Source organism: Saccharothrix saharensis, assembly GCF_006716745.1.
Classification (GTDB): Bacteria; Actinomycetota; Actinomycetes; order Mycobacteriales; family Pseudonocardiaceae; genus Actinosynnema; species Actinosynnema saharense.
The window spans coordinates 8,258,322-8,270,059 of sequence record NZ_VFPP01000001.1; the positions used below are offsets into that span (position 1 = coordinate 8,258,322).

10 protein-coding genes and 1 pseudogene are annotated in these 11,738 nt (G+C 73.0%); 6 read left to right on the forward strand and 5 right to left on the reverse strand.

Features of this window, described 5'->3' with window-relative positions; all coding sequences use genetic code 11:
• Positions 1 to 62 precede the first annotated feature (62 nt).
• Complete coding sequence (locus tag FHX81_RS37465; protein ID WP_141983189.1) at positions 63 to 692, forward strand: GNAT family N-acetyltransferase; 630 nt, start codon at positions 63 to 65, stop codon at positions 690 to 692.
• Positions 693 to 715: 23 nt separating this feature from the next.
• Here the strand turns inward: FHX81_RS37465 and FHX81_RS42440 are convergent.
• Together FHX81_RS42440 and FHX81_RS37480 are read right to left on the reverse strand one after the other, a co-directional pair.
• Positions 716 to 927: pseudogene (locus tag FHX81_RS42440) on the reverse strand (trypsin-like peptidase domain-containing protein); the annotation flags it as partial.
• 105 nt (positions 928 to 1,032) lie between these two features.
• Positions 1,033 to 2,250, reverse strand: a complete 1,218-nt coding sequence (locus FHX81_RS37480; RefSeq protein WP_141983190.1) for an SGNH/GDSL hydrolase family protein — start codon at positions 2,248 to 2,250, stop codon at positions 1,033 to 1,035.
• A 154-nt stretch (positions 2,251 to 2,404) separates the two neighbouring features.
• Between FHX81_RS37480 and FHX81_RS37485 the strand changes: the two genes are divergently transcribed.
• On the forward strand, positions 2,405 to 3,205 hold the full coding sequence (locus FHX81_RS37485) for a hypothetical protein (RefSeq protein ID WP_211363675.1): 801 nt from the start codon (positions 2,405 to 2,407) through the stop codon (positions 3,203 to 3,205).
• Positions 3,206 to 3,246: 41 nt separating this feature from the next.
• On the opposite strand, the gene FHX81_RS37490 is transcribed toward FHX81_RS37485, so the two are convergent.
• A complete protein-coding gene (locus tag FHX81_RS37490) occupies positions 3,247 to 4,386 on the reverse strand; it encodes a glycosyltransferase (protein WP_141983191.1) in 1,140 nt (379 codons plus the stop codon).
• Positions 4,387 to 4,464: 78 nt separating this feature from the next.
• A complete protein-coding gene (locus FHX81_RS37495; protein WP_141983192.1) occupies positions 4,465 to 4,935 on the reverse strand; it encodes a MarR family winged helix-turn-helix transcriptional regulator in 471 nt (156 codons plus the stop codon).
• A 74-nt stretch (positions 4,936 to 5,009) separates the two neighbouring features.
• Here FHX81_RS37495 and FHX81_RS37500 point away from each other — a divergent pair, with 74 nt between their 5' ends.
• The 3 genes from FHX81_RS37500 (at position 5,010) to sigJ (ending at position 8,740) form a co-directional block, all read left to right on the forward strand.
• Positions 5,010 to 7,025 (forward strand): MMPL family transporter, encoded by a 2,016-nt coding sequence (locus FHX81_RS37500; RefSeq protein WP_141983193.1) that lies wholly within the window; start codon positions 5,010 to 5,012, stop codon positions 7,023 to 7,025.
• Positions 7,026 to 7,100: 75 nt separating this feature from the next.
• Positions 7,101 to 7,832 carry an SDR family oxidoreductase gene (locus tag FHX81_RS37505; RefSeq protein ID WP_141983194.1) on the forward strand — a complete coding sequence of 244 codons (732 nt, stop codon included), beginning with the start codon at positions 7,101 to 7,103 and terminating at the stop codon, positions 7,830 to 7,832.
• Positions 7,829 to 8,740, forward strand: a complete 912-nt coding sequence (gene sigJ, locus FHX81_RS37510; RefSeq protein WP_141983195.1) for an RNA polymerase sigma factor SigJ — start codon at positions 7,829 to 7,831, stop codon at positions 8,738 to 8,740. Before FHX81_RS37505 ends, sigJ begins: the two co-directional genes overlap by 4 nt.
• A 131-nt stretch (positions 8,741 to 8,871) precedes the next feature.
• On the opposite strand, the gene FHX81_RS37515 is transcribed toward sigJ, so the two are convergent.
• On the reverse strand, positions 8,872 to 9,618 hold the full coding sequence (locus tag FHX81_RS37515; RefSeq protein WP_141983196.1) for an SAM-dependent methyltransferase: 747 nt from the start codon (positions 9,616 to 9,618) through the stop codon (positions 8,872 to 8,874).
• Between the two features lie 202 nt (positions 9,619 to 9,820).
• Between FHX81_RS37515 and FHX81_RS37520 the strand changes: the two genes are divergently transcribed.
• Positions 9,821 to 11,698 carry a hypothetical protein gene (locus tag FHX81_RS37520; RefSeq protein WP_211363676.1) on the forward strand — a complete coding sequence of 626 codons (1,878 nt, stop codon included), beginning with the start codon at positions 9,821 to 9,823 and terminating at the stop codon, positions 11,696 to 11,698.
• The last annotated feature ends 40 nt before the right edge of the window (positions 11,699 to 11,738 follow it).

The window sequence follows — 11,738 nt, forward strand, 5'->3', positions numbered from 1 at the left end:
TGCCGCCGGGCGAAGGGGGAAATCGGTACACCCCGACGACGCCGATCGGGCACCCTGGCGCGATGGGGTATGCGGTGCGGGAGTACGCCGCCGACGACGAACCGTCGTGGCTGCGGTGTCGGGTGTTGGCGTTCCTCGGTACGGCCTTCTACGACGACGTGGTGCCGGCGAAGCCCAGGGAGCCGGGGGTGGAGCTGGTGGCGGTGGACGGCGCGGTGGTCGTCGGCATCCTCGACCTGGCCGTCGACGGCGAGCACGCCACCATCGAGACGATCGCGGTGCACCCCGACCACCAACACCGGGGGATCGGGGGCGCGCTGCTGTCCCGGGCACGAGCGCGGGCGCGGGAGCTCGGGGCGACCACGTTGGACGCGTGGACCCGGGACGACCCGCCGACGCTGCGCTGGTACCGCGCCATGGGTTTCCAGGAGAGCGACCACTACCTGCACGTCATCGCCGACCACCGCACGTCGGCCGACGAGCCGGCGCGCGCCGTGGTGGCGCGACCCGGCCTGCGGGTGGCGAAGGCGTACCTGCACGCGGACCTGGCCGACGAGGCGCGGCTGCGGCGGGAGTTCGCGCGGGTGCACGTCTGCCGCCGGTTCGCGCTGCCGTTACGCGGCGAGCTCGGTCGGCGTGGCGATCACGTCGACCATCGCGCCGTCGCGCAGGACGGTCACCGGCAGGGGTAGGCCGGTGGCCTCGGTGAACAGCCGCCGCACTCCGCCGCGCCCGGCGCGTCCGCAGACACCCTGAGCACGGCGAGGTCGGCGAGGGGATCGGAGCCGACGACCGTGCAGGCGACTCGGTCCCGTCGGCGAACACCGCCGTGCCGTCCCGGCCGCCGGCCACGACGTGCGCGTTGGTCAGCAGGTGCCCGTCGTCGGTGAACACGACCGCCGACCCGGTGCCGCGCGCCATGCGCAGCACCGGCACCCCCTGATCACCCGGTCACACCCTCCGTCGTGCGCTCGCGGAGGCCGTGCCGTCCGGGGCGTTCGCCGACAGCGGACCCGCCCCGGACGGCCGCCTTCAGCGGTCCAGCAGCATCGCCAGGTCGATCGCGTTCGCCATGGCCTCGGTGCCCGCGTCGTTCGGGTGCAGGTGGTCACCGCTGTCGTAGGCGGGGTCCAGCGTGGCCGGGTCGCCGGGCACGGCGGTCGCGGCGGCGAAGTCCACCACGCCGTCGAACTCGCCGGATGTGCGGATCCAGTCGTTGAGCGCCCGCCAGGTCGCCTCGCGCTCCTCGGTCCAGATGAACGACCCCTTGAACGGCAGGATCGTGCCGCCGTAGACCTTCACGCCCTCGGCGCGCGCCTGCGCGATCACCTGGCGGTGCCCGGCGATCAGGTCCGCGGCCGACGCGCTGTAGCCGATGTCGTTGACCGCCTCCAGCAGGATCATCGCCTTGACGCCGGTCTGCGACAGCACGTCCCGCCGCACCCGCGTCACGCCCGCGACGCCCCAGTACGGCTCGTCCCGGTCGGCGATGAGCCGGTTGCCGCCCAGGCCCGCGTTCACCACGGACAGCGTGCGGCCCGGCACCGCGTCCAGCCGCCGGGCCAGGAAGTCCGGCCAGCGGCGGTTGGCGTTGCCGGTGGTGCCGGCCGTGTCGGTGATCGAGTCGCCGAACGCGACCACCGTGCCCGCGACGCGCCGCGCGGGCGCGACGTCCACGCCGTTGACGACCATCCAGCACGGCGTGTCCCGGAACCCGCCCGACAGCACGCCGGTCCGGTCGCCGGTGGCCAGGTAGTTGCCCTGCGCGGTGAACGGGTGGTTGGTCAGCGGACCGGTGGCCTCCGGCACGTACGCGCTCACCAGCAGGGTGGACAGCGCTTCGACGTCCAACCGGACCGGGTCGCTGAACAGCTCCCGACCGGGTGGCACGGTCACCGACGGCCTGCCCTTGAACGTCAACGCCCGCACGGTGCCCGGCACGGCCGCGTCACCCGAGGCCTGCACGGCGACCGTCGCCCGGCCGACCCGCAGCGGCGTCGTGCCGAACGCGTTGGTCACCCGGACGCGCACCGACTCGCCGCCCGCGCTGAGGAACACCACGTTGCGCACGGTCTGGTCGCGCAGCCCCGCACCCGCCGGGCAGTCGCTCCACGGGATGTCGCTGCCCACCACGGGACTCGCCGCCCAGCCGGCCACCCAGGGCCTGCCGTGCGCGGTCGCGGTCGACGGCAGCACCGCCGCGGCCACGATCGCGGCCACCACGGCCGGCTTCCCCACGTGTCTCGCCATGAAGGTCTCCCAACGCCGGTCGTCTGTGATGGCGTCGCCGACGGTGGCAGCGACCAGATTAACCGGTCAAGCACACCACGACGAGCGGCGCGATAGTTGCGATGAGCGGCCTGGCTTACGTGTTAAGCACGGGTGGTCGTGGGTGGTCGCACCGATGCGCGACGCCACCGGCCCCGCCGAGACTGGCGGCATGGACTCGGTGCGGATCTACGACATCATGGCGTGCAACGTCTACTGGGACTTCGACGGTTCCGACCTGCCGCGCGAGCAGCACAAGTTCCTGGTGTCCTTCCACCCGACCGACACGCCGACGCCCGAGCTGGTCGAGTCGATCGTGGCCACCGGTCCGGGCGGCTACCGGGTCGAGTTCGCCAACGAGCCCTTCACCCAGCGCAACCTCAACGGGCACATCCACGACGCCGCCCTCGGCTTCCACTGGTACATGGTCAACCTGCCGACCGGGTACCTGCCCGAAGGCGAGTACACGATCGAGGTCACCGCCAAGGACGGCACCGTGGGCAGCCGGTCACGGGTGCAGCGGCAGGAGTCGACCGACCGGATCGTGCCGGCCTACCGGGAGCACCGGGCCAGGCTGCTCGACTCGTTCACCCCGTCGCGCACCGCCGAGCCCGCGGGGCCGGTCGAGCGGATCGGCTGGCGGACGTTGGCCGGGCTGGGCGGCCCGGACGCCTACTACGTGTTCCGGCTCGCCGAGGGCGGCACGCTGCGCGAGTTCGACACGCAGCGCCTGGTGTGGTGGGACAACATCTACCTGGACGCGGTGCGCTCGGGCGAGCCGACGACCGGCCTCAACCGCGGCGAGGTCATCCCGCCGGTGGCGCTCGAACCCGGCAAGTCCTACGGCTACTTCGTCGAGATCACCGACGGGAACGTGCAGCGCGACGCCGACCTCTGCGTGTTCCAGCCGCACCAGTTCTTCACCGTGCCCGCCTGACCGCGACCCCGGGCGCCGCGGTCAGGCGGGCCGGGGGTGGGTCAGACGTGGTCGGGCAAGGTGCGGGCCACGTCGTGCGGTGACGGCATGGCGGCGACCTCGGCGGCGATCGCGCGTGCCGCGTCCCGCACGGCGTCGTCGGCGAGCAGGTGCCGCGCCCGGTCCGCGATCGCCTCGGCGGTCACGTCCGCGCCCAGCAGTCGCGCGCCCAGCCCCGCCTCGGCCACCACCTCGGCGTTGCTGAACTGGTCGGCACCCTGCGGCAGGACCAGTTGCGGCACGCCCGCGCCGAACGTGCCCAGCGTCGTGCCGCTGCCGCCGTGGTGCACGACGAGGTCCACGTGCGGCAGCAGGTCGGCCTGCGGCACCCACGGCACGACGACGACGTTGTCCGGCACGTCGCCGAGCGCGTCGGCGTCGACCGTCGGTCCGGCGGCCACGAGCACCTTGGCGTCCACCGAACCCAGGCCCTCGACGGCCGTGCGCAGCACGCCGAGGTCGCCGAACGCCGTGCCCAACGTCAGGTACACCAACGGCTCGCGGTGGTCGAGCACCCACCGCGGCAGCTCGCCCGGCTCGGCGAACGGCACCGGCCGCAGCGGGATCCGGTGCCGCTGCTCGGCGAGGAAAGCCGGGTCCTGCACCGACGGCGGGCAGATGTCGAGGTACGGGTTGCCCAACGTCATCAGGTCGTTGTCGGGCAGGTCGACGCCGAGGTCCGCGGCGACCGCCTCCAGGTGGCCCTGGGCGGTGTCGGCGAGCTCGTCGGCCCGCCACATTCGCCCGAACGAGTGGCACAAGGCGGGCACGCCGGCGATCTTCGCGGCCAGGCCCGCGCCGGGGTTGGCGAACTCGTGCACGACCAGGTCGGGCTTGCGGTCGGCGATGACCGGCGCGACGTCCGCCGCGAAGCGGCGGGGCAGCACCGAGCCGAAGACGAACGAGACGAGCTCCGGTCCGACGTCCTGCGCCTGCCGCACGTCGGCGCCCGCTTCGGCGGCCGCCGCGCGCATGTCGAGACCTCCGGGCACGTGCTCGATCCCGTGCCGGGTCAGGGCGTTCGCGAACGCCTCACCGGTGACGTAGGTGACGTCGTGGCCCAGTTCGCGGGCGGCGACCGCGAGCGGCACCAGGGGGTAGGTGTGTCCGTGTGAGCCGAGGCTCGAGAAGAGGATTCGCACTGGTTCGAGCGTAGCCAGAAATTTTCTACGTCGGGTGAATTTCGTCCGTTCCGGGCACGTCCCCGGACGAGGTGAAGATCACTTCGAGGTCGGTCGTGCCGCCACGTCCGCCCGCACGGCCGCGGTCGCCTCGATGCTCGCGGCCAGGAACCGGGCGATCACCTCCCGGTCGGCGGCGTCGAACCGCGCCCACGCCGCGGTGTAGGCCTGGTCGAGCGGTCCGAAGAAGCCCCGACCCAGCTCCAGTGCCTTGTCCGACGCGCGCAGCTCCACCTTGCGCCGGTCGTGCGGGTGGCGTGCCCGTTCGACGTGCCCGGACGCCTCCAGCCGGTCGAGCACGGACGTGGTCGCCGAGGCGCTCAGGTGCAGCGCCTCCGCCAGCCGGGTGGGTGACATCGGCTCACCGCTCCAGCGCGCGTCCATGATCACGGCGAGCGCGTTGAGGTCCGTGCGGTGCATCCTCTGCTTCTCGCCGAAGATCTCGGCGAAGCGGTCGGTTTCGACCGTGAGCTGCCGGAGCAACCTGACCAGGGCCGAGTGGTCGGCCATGAGCCCTCCCGTTATTATTTCGACGATCGAACTATTGGACCGTCGAACTGTGTGACCTCGGAGGTCATTCTCCCGTGCGCCCGCCCACGTCCCGCACCCGCTGGTTGCTGCCCGCCCTCGTCGCGGTCGCGTGGCTGGCGCTCGGCGGCTTCTCCGGCCCGTTCGCGGGCAAGCTCAGCGAGGTCGCGGTCAACGACAGCACCGCGTTCCTGCCGTCGTCCGCCGAGGCGACCGAGGTGTCCGAGCGGGTCAAGGCGTTCGGTGAAGCCCGCGGCCTGCCCGCGGTCGTGGTGGCCGAACGCGCCTCCGGGCTCACCCCGGCCGACCGCGACTACCTGGGCGGCCGGGACTTCCCGGGCGAGGCGTCACCGGTGATCCCGTCGCCGCGCGACGACCAGGCCGCGCAGGTCGTCATCGCGGTCGACCCGGCCGACCCGGCGGGTGCGGTGGAGGACATCCGGGCGAAGGTGGCCGACCCGCCCGACGGGCTGACCGTGCTGGTCACCGGGCCCGCCGCGCAGGTCGCCGACCTGAAGGAGGCCTTCGGCGGCATCGACGGCCTGCTCCTGCTGGTCGCGGGCGCGGTGGTCGCGCTGATCCTGGTGCTCGTCTACCGCAGCCCGCTGCTGCCGCTGGTGGTGCTGCTGTCCGGGGTGTTCGCGCTCGGGCTGGCCAGCCTCGCGGTGTACCTGCTCGCGGACGGCGAGGTCATCGACCTCAACGGGCAGAGCCAGGGCATCCTGTTCATCCTCGTGTTCGGCGCGGCCACCGACTACGCGTTGCTGCTGGTGTCGCGGTTCCGCGAGGAGCTGCGCGACACCGAGGACCGCTACGCGGCGATGCGGGTGGCGTGGCGGGCCACCATCGAACCGATCGCCGCGTCGGCGGGCACGGTCGTGCTCGGCGTGCTGTGCCTGCTGTTCAGCGACCTCAACTCGAACAAGGGCCTCGGCCCGGTGGCCGCGATCGGGATCGGCGCGGCGCTGCTGGCCTCGGTGACGTTCCTGCCCGCCGTGCTGGTGCTGCTGGGCCGCTCGGCGTTCTGGCCGCGGCGTCCCGAGCTCGGCTCGCCGCACCCGGAGGCGAGCGGGCTGTGGGCCCGGGTCGCCCGGTTGATCTCCGCCCGGCCACGCGCGACGTGGGTCGTCACGACCTTGGTGCTGCTCGTGGGCGTCGCGTTCGTGCCGCAGCTCAAGGCGTCCGGCACGGCCCAGTCGGACGTGTTCCTCACCGACGTCGACTCGGTGGCCGGGCAGGAGGTGCTGTCGCGGCACTTCCCCGGCGGCAGCGGCGCGCCGACGATCGTGCTCGCCCGGGCCGGTCGGGCGGAGGCGGTGGCGCGGGCGGCAGACGTGGACGGCGTGTCGGACGTGCGGCCGTCGGGCGAGGCCGAGGGACTGGTGCGGCTCGACGTCGTGCTGGACGACCCGGCCGACTCCGAGGCGGCGTTGGCGACCGTGCAGCGGCTGCGCGAGGCGGTCCGCGCGGTGCCGGACGCGGACGCCAAGGTCGGCGGGCCCACCGCCACCCAGCTCGACACGCAGACCACGTCCGAGCGCGACCGGCTGGTGATCATCCCGATCGTGCTGCTGGTGATCTTCCTGGTGCTGGCGCTGCTGCTGCGGTCGCTGCTGGCCCCGTTGCTGCTCATCGCCACGGTGGTGCTGTCGTTCGCCGCGACGATGGGCGTGGCGGCGCTGGTGTTCAACGGCCTGTTCGACTTCCCGGGCGCCGACCCGGTGGTGCCGCTGTTCGGGTTCGTGTTCCTCGTGGCGCTGGGGATCGACTACAACATCTTCCTGATGACGCGGGTGCGCGAGGAGTCCGGCGAACTGGGCACGCGGGCCGGGGTGCTGCGCGGGTTGACCATCACCGGCGGCGTGATCACCTCGGCCGGGGTGGTGCTCGCGGCGACGTTCTCGGCACTGGCCGTGCTGCCGATCCTGTTCCTGGCGCAGATCGCGTTCATCGTGGCGTTCGGCGTGCTGCTGGACACGTTCGTGGTGCGGTCGCTGCTGGTGCCCGCGTTGGCCGTGGACGTGGGCCGGCGCATCTGGTGGCCGTCGCGGCTGACCCGGGGGCGTGACTGACCGGGCGGTGTCACAGTCCGCGCCGCACGATCGTCCTCAGCTCGACAGCGGTTCGACGGGACACGGGGACGGACGATGAAGATCGCGGTGGCGGGTGGCACGGGCGCGGCGGGGCGCCGGGTGGTCGACCAGGTGCGGCGGACCGGGCACGAGCCGGTCGTGCTGAGCCGGGCGGGCGGGGTCGACCTGCTCACCGGCGCGGGGTTGGCCGGGGCGCTGGCCGGCGCCGAGGCGGTGATCGACGTGACCAACCCGCCGGACTGGCGCAGCCGGGAGGTCGTGGAGCGGTTCTTCACCGAGGGCACCGGGCACCTGGTGGAGGCGTCGGCGCGGGCGGGCGTGCGGCACCTGGTCGTGCTGTCGATCGTGGGCTCGGACGTGGTCGACCTCGACTACTACCTGGGCAAGCGGCGGCAGGAGGCGGTGGTGGCGGCCGGGTCCGTGCCGTGGACCGTGCTGCGGGCGACGCAGTTCTTCGAGTTCGCCGAACAGGTGCTGGCGGGGGCGACCGGCCCGGTGGCGCAGGTGCCGCCGATGCTGTCGCAGCCGGTGTCGACCGCGGACGTGGCGGCCCGGTTGGTGGAGCTGGCCGTGGGCGAGCCGCGGGGGTTGGCCCTGCCGATCGCCGGGCCGGAGCGGATGCGGGTGGTGGACATGGCGCGGCGGTTCGTGGCACGGCGGGGTGACGACCTGCGCGTCGAGGAGGCGGGGGAGGGCCCGGCCGGGCTGTCCACCGGCGCGCTCTGCCCGGCGGGCGAGTACACCGAGGGCGAGGAGACCTTCGCCGACTACCTGGACTCGGTGTGACCGCTCGCGCCGACCGGCTCGCCGACCTGGCCGCCGAGTACACCCGCGTCCGGCCCCGCCTGGTCGGCATCGCGTACTCGGTGATCGGCACGGTGGCCGAGGCGCAGGACGTGGTGTCGGACTGCTGGTTGCGGCTGGCCGAGGCCGACGAGCGGCAGGCCGTGCGCGACGTCGAGGCGTGGGCGGTGGTGGCGGTGGCGCGGCGGGCGCTGGACGTGCTGCGGTCGGCGCGGGTGCGGCGGGAGGAGTACGTCGGGCCCTGGCTGCCCGAGCCCCTCGTGGAGGCCGTCTCGCAGGACCCGGCGGACCGCGTGACGCTGGCCGACGAGGTGAGCTTCGCGCTGATGGTGGTGCTGGAGACGCTGCGCCCGGCCGAGCGCACCACGTGGGTGCTGCACGAGGTGTTCGGCATGCCGTTCCCGGAGATCGCCGGCGTGGTCGGCCGCAGTCCCGCCGCGGTGCGGCAGTTGGCCGTGCGGGCGCGGGCGCACGTGGCGGCGGGGACGCCGCGCACCGACGTCGGGTCGGCGGAGCACGGGCGGGCGGTCGGGGCGTTCCTGCGGGCCGTCGGTCAGGGGGACCTGCGCGGTCTGCTGGCCGTGCTGGACCCGGAGGTGGTCCTGACCAGCGACGGCGGTGGCGGGCCGGGCGCGGCCCGGCGGCCGGTGCTCGGCGCGGACCGGGTGGGGAGGTTCCTGGTGGGCGTGCGCCGCAAGATGCCCGCCGACCAGCGCATCGTCCCGCTGACCGTGAACGGGGGGCCGGGTTTCGCGGTGCTGATCGGCGCGGCCACCCGGTTCGTGTGCTCGTTCAGCCTCCACAAGGGACGGATCACGCGGGTGGACATCGTCGTGGCACCGGCCAAGCTGCCCCGCGACCTGGTCGTTCCGCCACCGGGCGGCGGGTGATCCGGCCGCACCGGCAGCGCGTGCGGGCTCGGCGAGGACGGCGACGTGCGCGCCTGCGAGTCCGTCCTCACCCGGGTGAACGGCACCTCGCCCGCGGTCGTCGACGAGGCCTGCCGGCCGGCGGCCCGACCCTAAGGCGTCCGCCGCAGCACGAGCGTCACGAACCCGAGCACACCCCGGTAGCCGTTCAGCCAGCTCTCCCGGTGCGCGGCCGACGTGGCCAACACCTGGTCGCGGTCCGGGTGGTCGGGGTGGTCCAGCGCCCACGCGGCCAGCGAACCGGTCCAGCTCCACTCGTACTCGTCCCACTCCGCCGGCGTGCTCACGTGGCCGTGCACCGGGGTCCACCCGTCGGCGACCACGCGTGCCACCGTGGTCGGCAGGTCGGCGTAGGACTGCGGACCGTTCTCGAACTCCGCGCGCAGCTCCGGGCTCGGCGTGCGCTCCCAGAAGCAGTCACCGAGCACGACCACCCCGTCCTCGGCCAGGTGGCCGCGCGCGGCGGCCAGCGCGGGCAGCAGCTCGCCGAACGCGTAAGCCGCCCCGACGCTCAGCACCACGTCCGCCTTCCGGTCCGACCGGTACGCCGTCACGTCCTGGTGCACCAGCTCCAACCGGTCCGCCACGCCGAGCCGCTCGGCGTCGGCACGTGTCGCGTCGAAACCCGCGTCCCAGATGTCGACCCCGACAGCCGTGACGCCGTCGTGCTCCTGCACCGCGCGCAACAGCCACGCGCCCTCGCCGCAGCCGAGGTCGAGCAGGTGGGCGTCCGGTCGGCGGATCGCCCGGTCCAGGACTTCGGCGACGTTCCGGTCGTTCAAGGGCGCGGAGATGGGGTGATCCGCGTGCGCGAGGGCGGTGAGGGTTTGTCGGTCCACGATCAGTGACTAACACACCGCGCTCGGGAACCGCGCGTGCTTTTCCCGGTCGGACCGGTACGAACTCGTCGGCACCGGGCATGGCGCTGGACCGGATCGTGAAGTAGAAATAGCCAACTCCACATCGCCAACGCCGGGACCTCGTCGAACGTGAGAGAGCGCTCTCTCCGTCGGCGGTCCGGCGTCACTACCCTCCAGAGGCATGTCAATGACGATCATGCGCCACGCCAGACGTGAGAGCGCTCCCGCGAAGGCCCGCCGGGTGTTCGTGCTCGGTCTCGCCCTGGCCGCCGCCACCACCGCCGCCGCGGCGCCCGCCGTGCACGCCGACCCGCCCCGGCGCACGCAGGACCTCGGCGTGCAGGTGAAGGTGTTCGACCCGGCCACGCCGGTCGCCGAGATCCAGGCCGCGCTCGACGCCACGCACGCCGCCCAGGTCGACAACGAGATGGGCACCCAGCGCTACGCCTACCTGTTCAAGCCCGGCCACTACGGCACGCCCGAGCAGCCGTTGCAGCTCAAGGTCGGCTACTACACCGAGATCGCGGGTCTCGGCGCGTCGCCCACCGACGTCGTGATCAACGGCAAGGTCGAGGTCTACAACCGCTGCCTCGCCGACGGCGGCACGTCCAACTGCCTCGCCCTGGTCAACTTCTGGCGCACCCTGGGCAACCTCACCATCAACATCGACGGCAAGGGCCAGGACGGCTGCCGCGCCGGCGCGAACTTCTGGGCCGTCTCCCAGGCCGTCTCGCTGCGCCGCCTCAACGTCACCAGCGGCACGTTCACGCTGATGGACTACTGCACGGCAGGCCCGCAGTACGCCAGCGGCGGCTTCATCGCCGACTCGCGGCTGCCGTCGGTCGTCAACGGCTCGCAGCAGCAGTGGCTGACCCGCAACAGCGAGCTGGGCAGCTGGTCCAACGGCGTGTGGAACCAGGTGTTCTCCGGCGTCACGGGCGCACCCGACGACGCGGCGTTCCCGAACCCGCCGTACACGACGCTCGACACCACCCCGGTGAGCCGCGAGAAGCCCTACCTGTTCGTGGACGACAAGGGCCGGTACAACGTCCGCGTCCCGTCCGCCCGGCGGAACACCAGCGGCGTGTCGTGGGCGAACGGCGTGACGCCGGGCCGCACGATCCCGCTGTCGGACTTCTTCGTCGCCGAGCCGGGCGACTCCGTGCGCGACATCAACAACCAGCTCGCCCGCGGCAAGCACCTGCTGCTCACGCCGGGCGTGTACGACATCGCGCGCAGCATCGAGGTCAAGCGGGCGAACACGGTCGTGCTCGGCCTCGGGCACGCCACGCTGACCGCCGTGAACGGCTCGACCCCGCTGGACGTCGCGGACGTCCCGGGCGTGGTCATCGCCGGCGTCACGATCGACGCGGGCACGGAGCTGTCCCCGGTGCTGCTCCGCGTGGGCAAGAAGCACGGCCACCGACCGGCCGACCCGGCCAACCCGACCACGCTGTCCGACGTCTACTTCCGCGTCGGCGGGCCGCACGTGGGCAAGGTCGACACCGCGCTGGAGGTCAACAGCGACCACGTGCTCATCGACCACACGTGGGTCTGGCGGGCCGACCACGGCGTGGAGGGCTTCACCGACACGCAGCGCTGGAACACCAACACCGGCCTCACCGGCGTGGTCGTCAACGGTGCCGACGTGACCGCGACCGGCCTGTTCGTCGAGCACTTCCAGCGCCACAACACGGTGTGGAACGGCGAGCGCGGCACGGTCGTGCTCTACCAGAACGAGCTGCCCTACGACCCGCCCACGCAGGCGGACTGGATGAAGGGCGACGTCGAGGGCTGGGCCGGCTACAAGGTCGGTGACCACGTGCGCAAGCACACCCTGCACGGCGGTGGCGTGTACGTGTTCAACCAGAACAACCCGTCGATCCACACCGAGAACGGCTTCGAGGTCCCGCGGACGCCGGGCGTGAAGCTGCACCACATCATGACGGTCAACCTCAGCGCGGGCGTGATCGACCACGTCGTCAACGGCGTGGGCGGCCCGGCCGACATGACCAACGTGGGCGCTCCGGTCTACGTGGCGGAGTACCCGGCTCCGTGAGCCCGACGCGGTGCCCGACCCCCGCGACCGGGGGTCGGGC

What these genes read in the sequence shown, in the direction of transcription:
- FHX81_RS37505 (WP_141983194.1), top strand. Translation starts at nt 7,101, where the DNA reads ATGAAGATCGCGGTGGCGGGTGGCACGGGCGCGGCGGGGCGCCGGGTG.
- FHX81_RS37520 (WP_211363676.1), top strand. Translation starts at nt 9,821, where the DNA reads ATGTCAATGACGATCATGCGCCACGCCAGACGTGAGAGCGCTCCCGCG.
- FHX81_RS37480 (WP_141983190.1), bottom strand. Translation starts at nt 2,250, where the DNA reads ATGGCGAGACACGTGGGGAAGCCGGCCGTGGTGGCCGCGATCGTGGCC.
- FHX81_RS37465 (WP_141983189.1), top strand. Translation starts at nt 63, where the DNA reads ATGGGGTATGCGGTGCGGGAGTACGCCGCCGACGACGAACCGTCGTGG.
- FHX81_RS37495 (WP_141983192.1), bottom strand. Translation starts at nt 4,935, where the DNA reads ATGGCCGACCACTCGGCCCTGGTCAGGTTGCTCCGGCAGCTCACGGTC.
- FHX81_RS37485 (WP_211363675.1), top strand. Translation starts at nt 2,405, where the DNA reads ATGCGCGACGCCACCGGCCCCGCCGAGACTGGCGGCATGGACTCGGTG.